The 18,833-nt window shown below is 65.0% G+C and carries 12 protein-coding genes; 8 read left to right on the forward strand and 4 right to left on the reverse strand.

The annotated features are described in order from the left end of the window. Positions 1-221: 221 nt before the first annotated feature. Complete coding sequence (locus tag DSC91_RS05900) at positions 222-4,769, reverse strand: DEAD/DEAH box helicase (protein ID WP_229758246.1); 4,548 nt, start codon at positions 4,767-4,769, stop codon at positions 222-224. Between the two features lie 218 nt (positions 4,770-4,987). Between DSC91_RS05900 and DSC91_RS05905 the strand changes: the two genes are divergently transcribed. After that, on the forward strand, positions 4,988-6,037 hold the full coding sequence (locus tag DSC91_RS05905) for an aldo/keto reductase (protein ID WP_115777264.1): 1,050 nt from the start codon (positions 4,988-4,990) through the stop codon (positions 6,035-6,037). A 13-nt stretch (positions 6,038-6,050) separates the two neighbouring features. On the opposite strand, the gene DSC91_RS05910 is transcribed toward DSC91_RS05905, so the two are convergent. After that, positions 6,051-6,407, reverse strand: a complete 357-nt coding sequence (locus tag DSC91_RS05910; protein WP_115777265.1) for a carboxymuconolactone decarboxylase family protein — start codon at positions 6,405-6,407, stop codon at positions 6,051-6,053. A 118-nt stretch (positions 6,408-6,525) separates the two neighbouring features. Here DSC91_RS05910 and DSC91_RS05915 point away from each other — a divergent pair, with 118 nt between their 5' ends. Further along, a complete protein-coding gene (locus tag DSC91_RS05915; RefSeq protein ID WP_115777266.1) occupies positions 6,526-7,479 on the forward strand; it encodes a cupin domain-containing protein in 954 nt (317 codons plus the stop codon). On the opposite strand, the gene DSC91_RS05920 is transcribed toward DSC91_RS05915, so the two are convergent. After that, complete coding sequence (locus tag DSC91_RS05920) at positions 7,476-8,045, reverse strand: FUSC family protein (RefSeq protein ID WP_115779711.1); 570 nt, start codon at positions 8,043-8,045, stop codon at positions 7,476-7,478. The two genes, DSC91_RS05915 and DSC91_RS05920, sit on opposite strands and share 4 nt — an antisense overlap. 231 nt (positions 8,046-8,276) lie before the next feature. Further along, a complete protein-coding gene (locus DSC91_RS05925; RefSeq protein ID WP_115777267.1) occupies positions 8,277-8,615 on the reverse strand; it encodes a BON domain-containing protein in 339 nt (112 codons plus the stop codon). A gap of 412 nt (positions 8,616-9,027) precedes the next feature. Between DSC91_RS05925 and DSC91_RS05930 the strand changes: the two genes are divergently transcribed. The 6 genes from DSC91_RS05930 to DSC91_RS05955 all read left to right on the forward strand — a co-directional run bounded on the left by DSC91_RS05930 (position 9,028) and on the right by DSC91_RS05955 (position 18,826). Further along, positions 9,028-10,506 (forward strand): RNA polymerase factor sigma-54, encoded by a 1,479-nt coding sequence (locus DSC91_RS05930; protein WP_115777268.1) that lies wholly within the window; start codon positions 9,028-9,030, stop codon positions 10,504-10,506. A 137-nt stretch (positions 10,507-10,643) separates the two neighbouring features. Further along, complete coding sequence (locus tag DSC91_RS05935; RefSeq protein WP_115777269.1) at positions 10,644-11,831, forward strand: pyridoxal phosphate-dependent aminotransferase; 1,188 nt, start codon at positions 10,644-10,646, stop codon at positions 11,829-11,831. 258 nt (positions 11,832-12,089) lie between these two features. Further along, entirely contained in the window at positions 12,090-13,898 is a 1,809-nt protein-coding gene (locus DSC91_RS05940) for a S10 family peptidase (protein WP_115777270.1), read from the forward strand. Between the two features lie 164 nt (positions 13,899-14,062). Beyond that, the gene (locus DSC91_RS05945; protein WP_115777271.1) at positions 14,063-15,991 is read left to right on the forward strand and encodes a VRR-NUC domain-containing protein; all 1,929 of its coding nucleotides are present in this window, start codon (positions 14,063-14,065) and stop codon (positions 15,989-15,991) included. Further along, a complete protein-coding gene (locus DSC91_RS05950) occupies positions 15,988-18,264 on the forward strand; it encodes an ATP-dependent DNA helicase (protein WP_115777272.1) in 2,277 nt (758 codons plus the stop codon). Before DSC91_RS05945 ends, DSC91_RS05950 begins: the two co-directional genes overlap by 4 nt. A gap of 73 nt (positions 18,265-18,337) precedes the next feature. Next, on the forward strand, positions 18,338-18,826 hold the full coding sequence (locus DSC91_RS05955; RefSeq protein ID WP_115777273.1) for an SRPBCC family protein: 489 nt from the start codon (positions 18,338-18,340) through the stop codon (positions 18,824-18,826). The last annotated feature ends 7 nt before the right edge of the window (positions 18,827-18,833 follow it).

Genomic DNA, 18,833 nt, shown 5'->3' on the forward strand with positions numbered 1-18,833 from the left:
CAAACAGTCTTCATCATACTTAAAGACTGTCCCCATTGTAGCGAAGCGGCTGGCGTTCGGGACTGTAAACATTAACGGCCGTGATGGCCTTTGTCTTGAAGCTTTTGTTTTGGCATGCGTATTGGTGTGAAGCGGTGTGAAGCCGGTGTGAAGCCTCGAAACCGCATTGAAATTGCATTGAAACCGCATTGAAACTGCCTTGATATTGCCTCAGGACTGCCTCAAAACCGCCGCGCCAGCATGCTTCGGGCGCGCTCCCGCTCTGTGGGAGTCGCTTCCAGCGAGGGGGCAAACCAGAAACCCCCCGCAACAAGGGTCGCGATAACGATTCCATCCCGGTACAGGACCCGATTTCCGGCAACAGCAGGCACGCGTTCGCCGACCAGCAAGGTGCCGGCAAGATTCAGAGGATCCGTTCCCGCCACGCATACAAAAGCACCATCGTTCGCATGCCTTCGGATCTCGCGCAGTACCGGAATCGCTTCAGGCAAAGCAAATTGCTCACCGGCGAGGCCGTTCACGAACCGCCCGCCGCGAATCACGCCGCGTGCTTCGAGCCGCTGAAACATGCGCAACAGATCGCGCCACGGCGGCAACCACTCGGCCTCGCGTTCGAGCAAACGCCAGAATACGACGCCATAACGGCGCAGCAGAGTCATTGCGACATGCTCGAGTACCTCGGGGGCGAACTGTTGACGGCGCGCCGGCGATGTTTCCACTGCCCCAGCCGCAGCAACGGGCGGTCGGCTGACCAGGGCCCAACGTCCCGCGTCGTCCATTCCTCCGATCAATGCACTCGACCTGACTCGCCGGCCATTTGCGTAGGCGCCATGAGCACTGCGTTTTGCAACGGGTTTCAACAATGCACGCAAGCCGGCGAAACTGTCGGAATTCACGAGGCCCGCCGCAACCAGCTCGCCCAGCGCGTTTTCCAGTTCCATGCGCAAACCGCCTGCCTCGGCCAGCAATTCGTCGAAGAACATCGCGCCATGCTGCGACAAGGTGTCGTGGACGCTCTGTGCGCGCGCCGATAGCTCCGGTTGTTTCGACGGGTCGATCAGCGCGCGCCATGCACGCACCTGGGCGCGCGGCAAAAGCACGATCGGCGTGCTGCGCACCGGTCCCGCGGCGCTGCGTGCCCGTTCGGTCAGGCGAGTCCACACGATCTTGCCGGCACGGCATAGTTCGTCGAGCGAAACGTTCGCGTATGCCCGCACGCGCGCCGGCAGAATATCTTCTTCCCATGCGCCCGCCGCAGCCTGAAAACCCTCCATCTGGTCGAGCACGGCAGCCAAAGCGTCGCGTCCCTCGCTGCGCGTGTCCGGCGTCAAATGCTGCCATTCGAACAGAAAACGCATGAAGTCGTGCCGCTCCACCGGCTCGATCTCGCGACGCAGGCGTTTCACCGTGTAGCGGTGTATCCGCGCAAGCAAATGGCGCTCGCACCATTCCTCTTCGGTTGCGCCTGGCGAGAAGCGGCCGCGCATCACGTAGCCTTCCGCTTCGAGGCGCGTCAGCGTGTGTTCGACCGATGCCGCGGGCAAGCTCAGCGTCTGCGCTATCGCGTGCGCCGGCAGCGGGCCAAAGCCGGTCAGCCGGGCGCGCAGCACGTCGAGCAGGGCGTCGTCGGCGCTCCACGTGTCGGTGTAGCCCTTCGGTGCGCTGAGCGGCGGTTCAAACGGGGCGTCGGGGTAAAGCGCCTGGAAACAGGTCAGGCGCTCGGCGGGCAGCCACAGCGCGTCGTCGGCGGCAATGCGCAGGCGGGTCGCGCGGCCGGATTCGGCAAGCGAAGCGAGCCATGCGGGCCAGCCTTCGCCGTTGCGCGCTTCGGCTTCGGCGATGCAGGCGAGACCGGTAAGCGCTTCGTGCATCTCGTCGGCGTTGCGCGCCTGCGGCCATGCTTCGTCGCGCACGCTGTCGATCGCATCGGCGTCGAGCGCGCCGAGATCGTCGGCGCTGGACGGATCCGTCCAGCGGCGGTTCTGCACCGCTTGCGTGCGGCGCTCTTCGATCGGCGCGTCGTCGAGATAGGCGTAGGGCTTGGCGGTGAGGATTTCGGCGGCAAGCGGCGAGGGCGCCGGCAGATCGCGGGCGACCAGTTGCACCTCGCCCTGTTCGATACGGCGCAGCAAGGCTAGCCAGCTTTCGCTGTCCATCGCGTCGTGCAGGCAGTCGTCGACGGTTTGGTTCACTAAGGGATGGCGCGGCAGTTCGCGTTCACCGACGATGTTCTCCAGGCACGCGGCCTGTTCCGGAAACACGCTCGCCAGCAGATCTTCGCTGCGCATGCGCTGCACTTGCGGCGGGGTCTTGCGCCCGCCGGTATAACGCGGCAGGCCGAGCGAGGTGGTCGCGTTCCAGCGCCAGCGCACGCCGAACAGCGGCGCGTCGAGCAGTGCCTGGATCAGCAGATGCTCGGCGCTGTTCGAATGCAGATAACGCCACACGTCGTCGAGTATGAAGGAATGGCTGCCGGTCAGCGAAAGGATGATCGCGTCTTCGGTGGCGGCGGCTTGCAGCTCGAAGTTGAAGGTCCGGCAGAAACGCTTGCGCAACGCGAGACCCCACGCGCGGTTCACGCGGCTGCCGAACGGCGCATGGATCACGAGTTGCGTGCCGCCGGATTCGTCGAAGAAACGCTCCATCACGAGCCTGTTTTGCGTCGGCAGCACGCCGAGCGCGGCACGTGCGCGCGCGAGATAGTCGACGATTTGCCGCGCGGCGGCTTCGTCGAGACCGAGCGTGTCGACGAGCCAGTCGATTGCGTGTTGGAGGCGCGCGGTCGCGACCTCATTCCCATCGAGCAGGCGCCCAATCTGCTCACGCAGGCGCGCCACGCCGAACGACAATTCATCGCTGCGCCCCGGCGCCTCGCCGAGCCAGAACGGAATATTCGGCGGCTGTCCCTGCGCGTCCTCGACCCGCACGCGGCCGCTCTCGATCCGCAGAATCCGGTACGACGCATTGCCGAGTTGAAACACATCGCCGGCCAGACTCTCGACGGCGAAATCCTCGTTGACGGTGCCGATATTGATCGCCTGCGGCTCGAGCACCACCGCATAGTCGGCGTTCTCGGGGATCGTGCCGCCCGACGTCACGGCGACCAGTTTGCCGCCGCGCCGGCCGCGCAAGGTGCCGCTCACCGCGTCGCGATGAATATAGGCGCCGCGCGGGCCGTGGCGGCTCGTATAGCCAACGGCCAGCATGTGCAGCACGGCGTCGTATTGCTCGCGTTCGAGGCCGGCATAGGGGGCCGCGCGCCGCAGCATCTCGAACAGTGCGTCTTCGCTCCACTCGGCGCTCGATACTTCGGCGACGATCTGTTGCGCAAGCACATCGAGCGGCGCGCGCGGAATCCGCAACGCGTCGAGTTCGCCACGCCGCACGCAATCGAGCAGCGCCGCGCATTCGATCAGATCGTCGCGCGAGGCCGGGAAAAGCCGGCCCTTCGGCATGCCGCCGACATGGTGGCCCGAACGCCCGACACGTTGCAGGAACGGCGCGATCGCGCGTGGCGAACCCATCTGGCAGACCAGGTCGACATCGCCGATATCGATTCCCAGTTCCAGCGAAGCGGTCGCGATCAGCACCCGCAATTCGCCGCGTTTCAGACGTTGTTCGGCGTCGAAGCGATGTTCCCTGGCGAGACTGCCGTGGTGTGCGGCGACCACGTCCTTGCCGAGCCGCTCGGTCAGATGGCGTGCCGCGCGTTCTGCCATGCGGCGCGTGTTGACGAAAATCAGCGTGGTGCGATGCATCGCCACCAGTTCGGCGAGGCGGTCGTAGACCCGCTCCCACACTTCGTTCGGCATCACCGCTTCGAGCGGCACGGGCGGAATCTCCAGCGCGAGATCGCGCTCGCGGATGTGGCCGACGTCGATGATCGCGCAGTCCGCCGGTGCGCCGCTTTCGATGCTCGCGCCGCCCACCAGGAAGCGCGCGACAGCGCCGACCGGTTTTTGCGTCGCCGACAGGCCAATCCGTGGCAGGCGCCGCTGACATAACGCGTCGAGCCGTTCGAGGCTGAGCGCCAGATGACTGCCGCGCTTGCTGCCGGCGAGCGCATGAATTTCATCGACGATCACCGTGCGCACCGTCGACAGCATGCGCCGGCCGGAATCCGAGCCGAGCAGCACGTACAGCGATTCCGGCGTGGTCACGAGAATATGCGGCGCGCGTTTTTTCAGCGTGTTGCGTTCCTGCTGCGTGGTGTCGCCGGTGCGCACGGCGGTGCGGATGTCGAGCGGCGGCAGGCCGCGCGCATCGAGTTCCGCGGCGATGCCTTGCAATGGCGCCTCGAGATTGATGCGGATGTCGTTGGAGAGCGCTTTCAGCGGCGAGACGTAGACCACCAGGGTTTCGTCGGGCAGGACGCCGCCGTTGGCGAGGCCTTGCTGGACGAGTTCGTCGAGCGCGGACAGGAAGGCGGTGAGGGTTTTGCCCGAACCGGTGGGCGCGGCCACCAGGGTCGAGCGCCCAAGGCGAATCTGCGGCCACGCGGCGGCCTGGGCGTCGGTGGGGGCGGGAAACGTCTTCAGGAACCAGCCGGCAACCGCCGGATGAAAATCATCCAGCGCGCTGGCCGTAAAAAGGGCAGAAGCGGTGGCGGAAGCACAGGCAGAAGCGTCGCCCGAAGCGGGGCGCGAAGGGGCATCTGAAGCCGTCGGCAAGGCCGGATCGAAGCCCGAAGAATCAGCGGGCACACCTAATTCGGTGGCGGATGTCGAGGCCGAAGTCATGCTGGCATAAATGGGGACGCGGCGTGCCATATCCATAGGACGGCAAGCGCCGGCCTGTTTCGAAGGTCAGCGATCAGTCTGGCAGGTTTTCAGCCGCTCTGCCGATGTTGCCGCGCGAATCGCAAGGTGTTTGAAACAGACGTGTGCCGAGCGGTGGTCCCGGTATCGCACCGGGTCCTGTCGAAATTTTCCAGGTGCGGTACTCTGTACGGCTTACCGACCCGCGAACCCACGATGGAGTCTCGACGATGCGATACAACCCATTAGGCCGTACCGGTGTGTTTGTTTCAGAGCTGTGCCTGGGCACGATGACCTTCGGTGGTGGCGAGGGCATCTGGAGGCAGATCGGCGATTTGCAGCAGCAGGACGCGGAGCGGCTGGTCGGCCGGGCGCTCGACGCGGGTATCAATTTCATCGACACGGCCGACGTCTATGCCGAAGGCTTATCCGAACAGATTACGGGCCAGGCGCTCAAGAACCTTCAGGTGCCACGCGACAAGGTTGTCGTCGCGACCAAAGTTTTCGGTCAGACGGCAGCGTTTCCGAACGCGCGTGGGGCCTCGCGCTATCACATCATCGACGGAGTGAAGGCGAGCCTGAAGCGTCTGCAACTCGATCATATCGATCTGTATCAGATCCACGGCTTCGATCCGGCCACGCCGATCGAAGAAACCGTGCGCGCGCTCGATACGCTGGTTCAGCATGGTCACGTGCGCTACGTCGGCGTGTCGAACTGGGCCGCGTGGCAGATCGTGAAGGCGCTGGGGATCGCGGAGCGCCTCGGTCTCGCGCGCTTTGAAACGCTCCAGGCGTATTACACGCTGGCGGGCCGCGATCTCGAACGCGAACTCGTGCCGATGCTGCGCAGCGAAGGGCTTGGACTGATGGTGTGGAGTCCGCTCGCGGGCGGCTTGCTGAGCGGCAAGTATGGACGCGAGCAGCAGGGCGAAGCGGGCAGCCGCCGCACGACTTTCGATTTTCCACCGGTGAATCGCGAGCGCGCCTACGACTGTATCGACGTGATGCGCGATATGGCGGAAGCGAAAAAAGTGTCGGTGGCGCAGATCGCGCTTGCGTGGCTGTTGCATCAGCGCGTGGTGACCTCGGTGATCGTCGGTGCGAAGAAAATCGAGCAACTCGACGACAACATCGCCGCCACCGGCGTCACGTTGACCGCCGACGAGCTGGCAAAGCTCGATCGGGTCAGCACGCTGCCGGCCGAGTATCCGGGCTGGATGCTGGAACGCCAGGGCGAGGTGCGCCGCAAGCAGCTTGAAGAGGCGCGTCATCCGGCGTAACGCGCCACTTCGCTCACGCCGCCGGCTTGCTGTCCACTTCATAAGCGGCGACGGCGTCCATCGTGCGTGCCGAGTACACCATGGCGGCGCCCGCGTTCACGGCGACCGCCACGCCGAGCGCTTCGGCGATCTCTTCGCGTGTCGCGCCGTGTTTCAGTGCTTCGGCGGTGTGCACGGTGATACAGCCGTCGCATCGCACGGTCACGGCCACCGCCAGCGAAATCAGCTCGCGCGCTTTCGCGCCGAGCAGATCGGCCTTCTGGCCCGCGCTCGACATCGTTTGATAGGCCTTCACGGTATCCGGCGACAGTTTGGCGATTTCGCCGATGCGGCCGAACAGTTCCTTGCGGTAATCGATCCAGTTCAACATGACAGTGCTCCTTTGTTTGCCACGCGCCGGCGGGGTGCCGGTGTCGTTAGGCAAAGTATTGCGCTGAGCCGCGATATCCTGAATACTCGATTCGCTCAACTTTTAGCGCGCCCGTCTCATGGATACGCTCAGCCGACTGATCGACCTCGCCCGGCCGCAAGCCAGCCTCGATCTGCGTTGCCTGTTCACGGGCGGCTTCGACATCGATCACGCGCCGATGGAGGCGGGCATCGCACCGTTTCATCTGGTGCTGGACGGCGCGTGCGTCGTCGAGACTGCGGGTGGCGGGCAGGTTGCGCTGCACGCGGGAGATTTCATGCTGTTCCCGCGTGGCGCCGCGCATCGGGTGCGCGATGTCGAGCGGACAGCGGTCACGGCGCCGCTGACGTTGAGCGATGACGGCATGTTGCCGTTGCGCCGCAACGACGAGCGCAATGATGATCGCGACGACGGCGCCGATCTCGATCTGCTATGCGGCCGGTTCGTCTACGCGCCCGGTTCTTCCGCGCTGCTGCTCGACGCGTTGCCGGACCCGTTTCATGTGTCGCTCGGCGGCGTGCAAACGCTCGGCGCGTTGCAGACCGTGATTGCATTGATGCGAACCGAAGCCGAGCAGCGTCAACCCGGCGCGCTCGCGATCGTCACCGCATTGAGCCACGCACTCTTCGCGATGGCCTTGCGCGTGCATGGCGAGCAGAACGTTTCGGGCTCCGGCGTGCTGGCGCTGCTGGCCGATGCGCGTCTGGGTGCATCCGTACAAGGTATGTTGAGCACACCCGAGCGGGCGTGGACGATCGCCGAGCTCGGCGAACTCGCGGCGATGTCCCGCGCGACTTACGCACGCCACTTCAACGAACGCGCCGGCATGACGGTGATGGACTTCCTCACGCAGATCCGCATGACGATCGCGTGCGATCTGCTGCTGCGCACGCAGCGCAGCGCCGCGGAAATCGGTGAGGCAGTGGGGTACCAATCGGAAGCCGCCTTCGGCAAGGCGTTTCAGCAGAGCGTCGGCGTGACGCCGGGACGTTACCGGCGTCAACCGCAAGAGAACGATCGGAAATCCGGCTAGGCTTTGCCGGGTCTGCCGAACCAGTACTTCTCTATCCGCGACATGATGAAGGTCACCAGCAGTGCGCAGACCGTGCCCAGCGTGACTTCGCCGAGGCGCAGCAAGGCCCTGTCCCACGGCGAACCGACGCCCGGCACCAATAGCATGATGGTCGCCGTAATGCCGCCCAGACGCGCGGCGCTGCCCACGTTGACCACCCAGCAAATCACGATTGCCGCGGCAACGGTGGCCGCGTAAGCGGCGAGATTGCCGCCGCCGAGAGTTGCGCCGGCGAGCCCGCAAACGGCTCCGACCATCGCGCCGATGAACTGATCGCGCGAGAGATTGCGGGTGTCGATATAACTGTGCTGGCTGACCGCGATCGCCGTGATCGCGGCCCAGAAGGCTTGCTCGGTATGCAGCCAACGGCCGATCACGAAGGCGAGGCTCGCGCCGGCCACCGCCTGCGCGGCCATCACGCTGCCTTCAGCCAGCCGGTCGCCCAGCGGTAGCGCCTTGAGAAAAGCAAACAGCGAGTTGGCGGCGTTCGTCCGCGCGGCACGTCGTGATTCGTCGGGAGCGGTCATCGGATGGGGAGGCGCTTGTTGCAGCATGAGGGATTCGTATTCTAGCGAGGTCGCCGGCAGCAAGGGCGCTGGGCCGGCTTCGACCCGCTCAGAACGCCCGAGCCGCTCGGCGAATTCACCGAACGGCATGCTTGAGCGGGGCGATCGCCTTCGTTTGAGCGAAGCGCGATAGACGACAAAACGGCCCGACATATGTCGGGCCGTTTTGCATTTCAAACTGGAACGCCGCGCTTAATCCGCTGCGACCTTCAGATGGTTCCTCACGCTCGAGACGCCATCGATGCCTTTGACGACTTCTCCCGCCGCGGCCTTGTCGTCAGCCGACGGCACCGAACCCGTGAGCCACACCACGCCCTTGCGGGTCTTCACGTGAATGTGGGTCGATTTGACGTTCTTCGCACTGAGCAGTTCGGCTTTGGCCTTGGTGGTGATGGTGCCGTCGTCGACGTGCTGGCCGATGGTTTCGGATGCTGCCGACGGGGCCGAGCCGCTGGTTTGCGCCGTAGCGTTCAGTGCGAATGCGACACAGGCGATGCTGCCCGCGGTCTTCAGAAGCTGGACGGTCTTCATGGTTTCTCCTTCGGGTGTGGATGAACAATGCGGTCTTGTTGCCCGCGGTCGATCGCGGCCGAAACCGTTGATGACTCGCGTGGAGTCGCCGTGTTGATCCGCAAGGTGTGTGCCCGGCACGCCGCACGAACGCCCAGTGCCGAAAAAGCCGTTTCGGCCCCTGCGTTTAGGCTGATGAATAGCGGGGCGGCCGCGTGCGACGCGCTGTGCGGCAGGCCGCAAGGCTCACGACCGGAAATTGCCGGGTCCTTGTAAAAATGGCGCCCGCCGACTGCGCAATTGGCGGGCCTGAAACCGCATAACTTAAAAGAAACAGTGTGTTGGGCAAGTTGGTATGACAGTTGCTGCGCAGAGGCCATCTACCCCGTCTACCCATCTACTTTTTGTCAGCCATCAACGGGACCTCACTACAATGCCGTCAATCGAACTACGCGCAAGACAGTCCCTCGCACTCACGCCGCGTCTGCAGCAATCGGTGCGTCTGCTGCAGTTGTCGTCTCTTGAATTCCAGCAGGAGTTGCGCACCGCGCTCGACACCAATCCGTTCCTCGAGTACGACTCGACGGACACGGAGGACGTGGCGCTTGCCACCACGACCCCCGGCGGCGACGCCGGCGCGACGTCCGCTACCGACACGGTCGCCGCGGCCGAACCTGACTCGTCAGCGGCGGACACCGGCGCCGACACGATGGAAAGCGCGGGGCAGGACGACGTACCCGGCGATTTTTCGGGCGACTACAGCAGCCGCGGTTCGATTCGCCGGAACGACGAATCCGAGAGTCGCGATCCCGCTGAATGGGCGCGCGCTCAACCGACCTTGCGCGAGCAGTTGCACGACCAGCTGCGTCTATATCGACTCGACGAGCGTGACCGCGCGATAGCCCGCTTCATCATCGAGGCGCTCGACGACGACGGCTATCTGCGCCAGGAACTCTCCGAGCTCGCGGCCAGCGTCGACCTCGAACCCGAGCTGACCGAAGAAGAATTGCTGGTGGCGCTGCGGCTCGTGCAATCGCTCGATCGTCCCGGTCTCGGTGCCCGCTCGCTGTCGGAGTGCCTGTCGCTGCAAGTTAACGCCCTGGCCGCAGATACGCCGGGACGCGATGTGGCGCGGCAAATCGTCGACCATCATCTTGAGCGGCTCGCGCGCCGCGAGCAGGCCGAACTGCAAAAGCAGATCGGCTGCAGCGCCGGGGAACTGCGGGTGGCCTGTGCGCTGGTGCGCAAGCTCGATCCGAAACCGGGCAACAACTACGGCCGTATCGAGGACAACTACGTGGTGCCGGACGTGATCGTGCGTCAGGTGCGCAACAAATGGATGGTGACGATCAATCCGGCAGTGCAGCCGCGCGCTCGCATCCATCGCATGTATGCCGAGCTGTTCGCGCAGTCGGCCGGTGCGAGCCGCTCGCCGCTCGCGCAGCAACTGCAGGAAGCGCGCTGGCTGATCCGCAATGCGCAGCAGCGCTTCGATACGATTCAACGCGTGGCCGAGTGCATCGTCGCGCATCAACGGGCCTTCTTCCAGTACGGTGAAATCGCGCTCAAGCCGATGGTGCTGCGCGACGTGGCCGACGAACTCGGCCTGCACGAGTCCACCATCTCGCGAGCGACCGGCAATAAATATATGGCCACGCCGCGCGGCATTTTCGAGTTCAAGCATTTCTTCCCGCGCGAGCTCGGCACGGAAAGCGGCGGCACCTGTTCCGCCGCGGCCGTGCGCGCGCTGCTCAAGGAAATGATCGCCGCGGAGAACACGCACGATCCACTGTCGGATGTGACGCTCGCCAGGATGCTCGCGGATATGGGGGTGCTGGTGGCGCGGCGCACCGTGGCGAAATACCGCCATCTGATGAAGGTGCCTCCGGCGGAACTGCGCCGCCAGGTGTAGGCGCGCTTCGCCCCATCAAAACGAGGCTTCATCGAAGCGTCGCGCGAGACTGAGGGCTCGCGTGACTCTTTCTCGTATCTGGACGTTTCGCCTGCGCCCCTTTACATTGGCGGCTCAAGTCGAAACGGGGTGAGTCAATGAAGTACTCGAATCTGGTCGAGCGTTTGCAAGGCCGGCGCACGTCGGCCTGGGAAATCCATCGTGTCGCTCAGCAGGCGCGCGCCAATGGCGAAGACGTGATCGTGTTGAGCGTTGGCGACCCCGATTTCGCGACGCCCGCGCCGATCGTCGAGCGCGCCATCGAGGCGTTGCGCGGCGGCGATACGCACTACAGCGCGGTGTCGGGGCGTGAGCCGGTGCGAGCCGCGATTGCCGAAGACCATGCGCGCAGCACCGGTTGCGTCGTCAGCGCGGCCAACGTGATCCTGACGGCGGGGGCGCAGAACGGCGTGTTTGCCGCATCGCTATGCCTGCTGGAAGCGGGCGACGAAGTGATCGTCCCCGAACCGATGTATCTCACCTACGAAGCCTGCGTGCGCGCCGCGGGCGCCACGCTCGTGCCGGTGCCGGTCGATCCCGAGCGCGCGTTTCACCTCGACTGCGATGCGCTCGAAGCGGCCATCACGCCGCGCACCCAGGCTATTTTCTTTGCCACGCCCTGCAATCCGACCGGCGTGGTGATGCCGCGCGCCGACCTCGAACGCATCGCGCGGCTTGCTTGCGAGCACGACCTGTGGGTGCTGTCCGACGAAGTCTATGCGGATCTCACATTCGAGCGCGGGCACGTGAGCATCGCCGCATTGCCAGGCATGGCGGCGCGCACGGTGACGCTCGGCAGTCTGTCGAAATCGCATGCAATGGCGGGGTGGCGCGTGGGCTGGGCGATCGGGCCCGCCACGCTGATCGAGCATATGGGGCGGCTGGCGCTGGCCATGCTGTATGGCTTGCCGGGCTTCATCCAGCAGGCCGCGTTGACGGCGCTGCAGAACAAGGCGCCGATCGTCGCCGAGATGCGCGAGATTTACCGGCGCCGCCGCGACGTCGTGTTCGAGCGTTTGCACCGTGTGCCGGGCTTGCGTTGCCTGTTGCCGGAAGCCGGCATGTTCATGATGGTCGACGTCAGCGGCACGGGCCTCGACACGGTCGACTTCACCTGGCAACTGTTTCGCGCGCAAGGCGTGTCGCTGCTCGACGCCAGCGCATTCGGCGAGACCGCGAACGGCTTTGTGCGGCTGGGTTTCGTGGTCGACGAAGCAAGCCTGATCGACGCGTGCGAACGGATTGCTACGTTCGTCGGCGGATTGCCGGTGCGCGCGACGGCGTAGGCGCGGAACAGGGAAGGCCGCCCGAACCGTGAACCGTAGGCGTTGTCCTGCTGGCATCGCAAAAGCGGCGCGGCTTTCTCATGTATTTCGTATTGCTTTCGTTTCCCTCTGTGAAAAGATGCGTCTTGGGAAACGCGCATATTAGAGCCAGTTTTCGATTGACGGTCCTCGATGCCTGCGTCAAGAATCGGTCGCCTGATTCGTCTTAACCTGGGCAATCGGGACATCGATGCCTATCGACTCGCAGCCGGAAACCCCATGGCCATTCACTTCTACCTCTCGTTGCGCCGATCGCTGATGGCAGGGACCATGGCGGCCGCTCTGGTCGCGATGGCGCTTGTCCTCGCTATTGTCGCCACGTTCAGTCAGATGTGCGCGGCGGCCGAACTGGACGACTCGTCCGCTGCAACCGCCAGCACGGAACCCGGCACGTCGCCGGCCAGCTCGGTGAACGTGCCGGGCTTGCCCGGCGCACCCGAGGCTCAGGCTGAGACGGCCGGCCAGGCCACCGATGCGAACGGCCAGCCAAGCAAGACGCCGCGCGCCAATCCATCGCGTATCGGTCATCCGCCGCGGGCTTCGGCGGCTGCCCAGAACGATGCGCAAGACAACCCGCAGCACGCCGCCAAACCCGACGCCGTGGCGATTCCCGTGCCGCCGGAAAGCGCTGCCGTGACGCAGCATTCGATCCGGCTCAACGGCCGCAAGATCGACTACACGGCGACCGCGGGCAACCTGCTGCTGCGTGACAGAACCGGCCAGGCGAATGCGAGCGTCTTCTATGTCGCCTACACGGTCGCCACCAAAGCGCCGTCGACGCGCCCCGTCACCTTCCTCTTCAACGGCGGACCGGGTTCGGGCAGCGTGTTCCTGATGATCGGCTCCTTCGGACCGAAACGGGTACGCACGGCGAGTCCCGCGATTACACCGCCCGCACCGTATGCGCTGGACGACAACCCCGACAGTCTGCTCGACACCACCGATCTGGTCTTTATCGATGCCGTCGGCGCGGGCCTGTCGAGGGTCGTCGGACACGGCACGGGGAAGGACTTCTGGGGTGTCGATAAAGACCTCGACGCGTTCTCGCAATTCATCGACCGCTATCTGACGATCAACCAGCGCTGGAATTCGCCGAAGTACCTGCTCGGCGAATCGTACGGCACCGCGCGTGCCGCGATGCTCGCGTATCAGCTTGGGCAAAACAATATCGCGCTGAATGGCGTGATCCTGATGTCGTCCGTACTCGATTCATCCGCGTTCTCACCCGGCTTCGATTTCAAGAGCGAAAGCTACTTGCCGAGCTTCGCGGCCATCGCGTGGTACCACGACAAGATCGTGCCGAAACCGGCCAGCCTGCCGGCCTTTCTCGACGAGGCCCGCGCGTTCGCACGCGGGCCTTATGCGCAGGCACTCGCGCAAGGCGACGCGTTGCCCGACGCTGAGCGCGACGAGATCGCCGCACGTGTCGCGCAGTTCACCGGACTCGACGTCGACTACGTGAAGCGAAGCCGCCTGCGTCTCTATCCATCGCGCTTTCGCGATCAATTGCTGCGCGATCAGTCACGCAGCATCGGCCGTTTCGATGCACGCTTCAAAGGACTCGAGTACGACGGCGTGTCCGAGCGTCCCGATTACGACGCCTCGGTGAGCAGCGTGGCGAGCGCTTTCGACGCGGCGCTTCACCAGCATCTTGGGGAAGACCTGCACTTCACGCCCGCTGACCGCTATCGCGTCTTCAACGACGACGCGTTGACGCAGTGGGACTGGAAACACCGTGCGTGGTGGGGAGAACACTTGTCCGTGCCGTATGCGGCGGGCGATCTCGCCGAAGCGATGCGGCAGAATCCGCACCTGCGCGTGCTGTCGCTGAACGGCTATTTCGACCTTGCCACGCCGTTCTATGCGACCGAGTACGCGCTCGCGCATCTGGGCATCGATGCGCCGCTGCGCGCCAACGTGCACATCGCCTATTACCCGACCGGCCACATGATCTATCTCGACGATGCCGCGTTGCATGCGCTCAAGCGCGACCTGGCGAGCTTCTATGCGGCGGGCGCGAGTAGGTAGTCGGCGCGCTGGGGTGCGGCGTGCGGCATCTGGTGGTGTGGGTGGCCGCCTAAGAAATCGGGGCAACCACCCCGTCAACCGTGACTTTGCCTCCGGATCGGCCGTCCCCTCCACCGGTTTTGATATCATGACTGTATAAACATACAGGTTTCGTGAAAACCCCCGTGGCGACAGATGCTCCGTCAGACATCCGCTCTGATGCCCTTTATTACCTGCTGAATTTCGAGCGTGCGTTGGCGTGGCTCGCCGAGCGTTACGCCGACTTGCTGGACGCGCACGAACACGGCTTCCTGCGTGATTTTTCCGCTTTGCCGCAGCCGTCGCGCACCTTGCTGGTTCGCATGCTGATGCGCAAGGGCGCGCTGTTCCGCGCCAGCCGTCTTTCTTACGGCGAGATCGGCTGCCCCGTCCAGGCAGTGGCGCCGCTGGCCGCGCTCGGCTGGGTCGATACCGAACCGGACCTGTCGCTCGACGAGCTGTTCGCGCTCACCACGCGTCCCGAGTTGCTGCAGATCTTTGCGGACGCCATCGCGTCGATCCCCGGCGCGAAGGGTTTGCGCAAACCTGAGCTGCTGGAAACGTTGAGGCCGTTTTACGAAGGCAACAGCGAAGGCGAGGAACAAGGCGCCACTGCGCGTCCATTGTCCGCATGGCACACGCAAACGGCCGACCGTGTCTTCCACGTCGCCATCGCGCCTCTTTGCGAACGTCTGCGCCTGATGTTCTTCGGCAATCTGCAACAGGACTGGTCGGAGTTCGTGCTTGCCGACCTCGGCGTGTTCCAGTACGAGAAGGTTGCGTTCGCGCCGTCGTCGCGTGCATTCCAGCAACGCGCGGACGTCGACGTCTATCTTGCGTTGCATGCGTGCCGCGAAGCGCTCGAATGGCTGCCCACGGATGACGCGGAGTCCGGGGCGATCGAGGCACTCGTTGCCGCGATCGGCGCGATCGAAACCTCGAACCCCTGGCTCGAAACGCGTCGCGCGAAACTGCTGTTTCGTCTCGGCCAGCATTGCGAGCGTCGGCAGAACTGGCCCGCTGCGCTCGCTGTCTATGCGCGCTGCGCGTGGCCCGGCGCGCGTCATCGGCGCCTGCGTGTGCTTGAGCGCAGCGAACGATTCGACGAAGCCTTCACCCTCGCTTCACAAGCCGCTGCCGGACCTGAAAGCGAAGAGGAAGCGCAGCGCGTCGCGCGCATGTTGCCGCGTTTGCAGCGCAAGCGTGGCGAGCCGGTGGCGCGTGTGTCTGCCGCACGGCCGGTCGAGCGCAGCACGCTGGTGCTGCCGAGGCCGCACGCGCCGCAACCGGTCGAATACGTCGCGCGCGATTATTTGACTTGCGAGTCGGCGCCGGTTCATTACGTCGAAAACGCGCTGATCAACTCGCTGTTCGGCTTGCTGTGCTGGGAGCCGGTGTTCGCGGCGCTGCCCGGCGCGTTTTTCCATCCGTTCCAGCGGGGGCCGGCTGATCTGCATGCGCCGGATTTTCACGCGCGCCGCGCCGGACAGTTTGCCGCGTGTCTCGCGCAACTCGAGAGCAGTGCCTATCGCGAGACGATTCAGCGGCATCTGCAAAGCAAGGCGGGTCTGCAATCGCCATTCGTATTCTGGGGCTTGCTGACGCCGGAACTGGTCGCGCTGGCGCTCGATTGCCTGCCTGCCGCGCATCTGAAACTATGGTTCGAGCGTCTGCTGCGCGACATCCGCGGCAACCGCTCCGGCCTGCCGGATCTGATTCGTTTCTGGCCAGCCGAGCGTCGCTATGAACTGATCGAAGTGAAAGGCCCCGGCGATCGTCTGCAGGACAACCAGATCCGCTGGCTCGCGTACTGCGCGCAGCACGGCATGCCGGTGCGCGTGCTCGACGTGCGATGGGCCGATGACGACGTCGCCGCGTCCGGCATGGCGGCGGAAGCCGCGGCGGGGTTGACGGCTGAGGGCGCGGCTGAGGTCGCGGAAATGGGCGCGACAGCGGGCACGACCGAGGGCACAACCGAGGGCACAACCGAGGGCACAACCGAGGGCACAACAGCGGTTCCGAACGGATCGGCGGCCGAGGTCGTGACGGCGGTTCCGAAAGAGGCCGCAACATGACCTACGTGGTCGCCGTGCGGGCGATGTGCGAATTCACCGCGAGGCGCGGCGATCTGGATCTGCGCTTCACGCCCGCGCCCACCTCGCTGGAAGGCATGGCCGGCCACGTGACTGTCGCCGGGCGTCGCGCGAGCGGCTACGAAACCGAGATTACGCTGACCGGCACGCATCGCGGCCTGACCGTGCGGGGCCGGGCCGACGGCTACGACGCGGCGTCGAACCGGCTGGAAGAGGTCAAGACCCATCGTGGCGCGCTTGAACGGATCCCCGCCAATCATCGCGCTCTGCATTGGGCGCAGGCGCTGGTGTACGGCCATCTGCTGTGCCGTGCCCGCGGGCTGGCCGAATTGACGGTCGCGCTGGTGTACTTCGATATCGGCAGCCAGAAGGAGACGTTGCTGACCGAAACGCACACGGCGCGCGAGTTGGAGATTTTCTTCGTCGAGCAATGCGAGCGCTTTCTCGATTGGGCGGTGCAGGAAGAGGCGCATCGCGCCGCGCGCAATGCCGCGCTCAGCGCCTTGCCATTTCCGCATGGCCGGTTTCGCAGCGGTCAGCGTGAACTGGCGGTGTCGGTGTATCGCGCGGCGCGTGACGGCAAGCCCTTGATGGCGCAGGCGCCGACCGGCATCGGCAAGACGCTGGCGACGATTTTTCCGCTGCTCAAGGCGTGTGCATCGGACCAGATCGACCGCGTGTTCTTCCTCACCGCGAAGACGCCTGGCCGCGCGCTCGCCCTCGATGCGATCGAAACGCTCCATCGGAGCGCCGCGCCGTCCTCCGCGCGCTTGCCGTTGAGAACGCTGGAACTGGTTGCGCGCGACAAGTCCTGCGAGCATCCCGACAAGGCTTGCAATGGCGAGTCCTGTCCGCTTGCCCGCGGCTTCTACGACCGGCTGGACGCGGCCCGCAGCGCGGCGTTGGCCGGGCCGCGGCTCGACCGGGCGTCGGTGCGCGAAGCGGCGCTCCGGCACGACGTCTGCCCGTACTATCTCGCGCAGGAACTGGCGCGCTGGTGCGACGTGGTGGTCGGCGACTACAACTACTACTACGACAGCAGCGCGATGCTGTACGCGCTCACGCAGATCAATCAGTGGCGCGTCGGCGTGCTGGTCGACGAGGCGCACAACCTGCTCGACCGGGCGCGGCGCATGTACAGCGCGTCGCTCGATCAGGCGGCGTTCCGGCTCGCCCGCAAAACCGCGCCCGCGACGTTGAAGAGGCCGCTCGAACGGCTTCAGCGCGCATGGAACGGCGTCAAGCGCGCACAGACCGACACCTATCAGGTCTATGCCGACGTCCCCGCCAACCTGCTCTCGGCCGCGCAGAATCTGATCGGCGCGGTGACGGATCAACTCGCCGAAGCACCGCTTTCAATCGACGAAGCGTCGCTGCGGTTTTTCTTCGACGCCATGCATTTCGTCGCGCTGGCGGAGCAGTTCGGCGACCATTCGATTTTCGACATCACGCTTGCCGCGGATCGCACCGCCCCGCGCGGCAAAACGGGCGCCACGCTGTGCGTGCGCAACGTCATCCCGGCGCCATTCCTCGCGGGGCGCTACGCTGCCGCGCGCACAACGGTGATGTTTTCGGGCACGCTCAATCCGCATCATTTCTATCGCGACACGCTGGGTCTGCCGGAGCAGACCAACTGGCTCGACGTGGAAGGGCCGTTCCGCGCCGAACAATTGCAGGTGCGGGTGGCCGGCAACGTATCCACGCGCTGGCGCGATCGCGAGCGTTCGCTCGTGCCCATCGTCGACCTGATCGCGCGACAGTACGCCGGGCAACCGGGCAATTATCTCGGGTTCCTGAGCAGCTTCGAGTACCTGCAACAGGTGGTGGCGATGATGCGCGAGCGTCATCCGGCGCTCCCGGTGTGGGTGCAGGAACCGGGCATGGACGAGGCCGCGCGCGATGCGTTCCTCGCGCGCTTTCGCACCATGAACGAAGGTGTCGGCTTCGCGGTGCTGGGCGGCGCATTCTCCGAGGGTGTCGATCTGGTCGGTCAGCAACTGATCGGCGCCTTCATCGCCACGCTCGGCCTGCCGCAGATGAACGACGTCAACGAGCAGATGCGCCGCACGATGGACGCGAAGTTCGGCAACGGCTACGACTACATGTATCTGTATCCGGGATTGCAGAAGGTCGTGCAGGCCGCAGGCCGTGTGATTCGCACGGAGCAGGATCAGGGCGTGGTGCATCTGATCGACGACCGCTACCGGCGGCCCGAAGTGCGACGTCTGTTGCCGCGCTGGTGGCAGGTGCAGTGAGCGGCGGCTTTGCTTCGCACGGGTGACGACTGCAGCGACAATAGCGTTGACAACAAGAACGACGGGAGCAGCCGTGCAGCGCATCGACTACCAGTTCTCGACCGTGTGGCGCCTCGATGCGCCGTTGCAGGCCGTCTGGACGGTCATCCACGATTCGGCGCGCTGGCCCGAATGGTGGAAGAACGTCGAACGGGTTGCGCAACTCGAAGCGGGCGACGCCGACGGCGTAGGCGCCGTGCAGCGTTATACATGGAAGGGACTGCTGCCGTACCGGCTGGTGTTCGACATGCGGATCACGCGCATCGAGCCGCTTGTCGCGCTGGACGGCGACGCGAGCGGCGATCTCGAAGGCAGCGGGCACTGGCGCTTTTCCACCGATGAGGCCGCTCACACCGTGGTCCGCTACGACTGGCGCGTGCGGACGAACCGCGCGTGGATGAATGCGCTGGCGCCCGTCCTGCGGCCATTTTTCCAGTGGAACCACGACGTGGTGATGCGCGAGGGAGGCCTTGCGCTGGCGCGGCGGCTCGACGCGCGGCTGATCGAAATCGATCGCGGCTAACGCTGCC

Source organism: Paraburkholderia caffeinilytica (genome assembly GCF_003368325.1).
GTDB classification, from domain to species: Bacteria; Pseudomonadota; Gammaproteobacteria; order Burkholderiales; family Burkholderiaceae; genus Paraburkholderia; species Paraburkholderia caffeinilytica.

What these genes read in the sequence shown, in the direction of transcription:
- DSC91_RS05900 (WP_229758246.1), bottom strand. Translation starts at nt 4,769, where the DNA reads ATGGCACGCCGCGTCCCCATTTATGCCAGCATGACTTCGGCCTCGACA.
- DSC91_RS05905 (WP_115777264.1), top strand. Translation starts at nt 4,988, where the DNA reads ATGCGATACAACCCATTAGGCCGTACCGGTGTGTTTGTTTCAGAGCTG.
- DSC91_RS05910 (WP_115777265.1), bottom strand. Translation starts at nt 6,407, where the DNA reads ATGTTGAACTGGATCGATTACCGCAAGGAACTGTTCGGCCGCATCGGC.
- DSC91_RS05915 (WP_115777266.1), top strand. Translation starts at nt 6,526, where the DNA reads ATGGATACGCTCAGCCGACTGATCGACCTCGCCCGGCCGCAAGCCAGC.
- DSC91_RS05920 (WP_115779711.1), bottom strand. Translation starts at nt 8,045, where the DNA reads ATGACCGCTCCCGACGAATCACGACGTGCCGCGCGGACGAACGCCGCC.
- DSC91_RS05925 (WP_115777267.1), bottom strand. Translation starts at nt 8,615, where the DNA reads ATGAAGACCGTCCAGCTTCTGAAGACCGCGGGCAGCATCGCCTGTGTC.
- DSC91_RS05930 (WP_115777268.1), top strand. Translation starts at nt 9,028, where the DNA reads ATGCCGTCAATCGAACTACGCGCAAGACAGTCCCTCGCACTCACGCCG.
- DSC91_RS05935 (WP_115777269.1), top strand. Translation starts at nt 10,644, where the DNA reads ATGAAGTACTCGAATCTGGTCGAGCGTTTGCAAGGCCGGCGCACGTCG.
- DSC91_RS05940 (WP_115777270.1), top strand. Translation starts at nt 12,090, where the DNA reads ATGGCCATTCACTTCTACCTCTCGTTGCGCCGATCGCTGATGGCAGGG.
- DSC91_RS05950 (WP_115777272.1), top strand. Translation starts at nt 15,988, where the DNA reads ATGACCTACGTGGTCGCCGTGCGGGCGATGTGCGAATTCACCGCGAGG.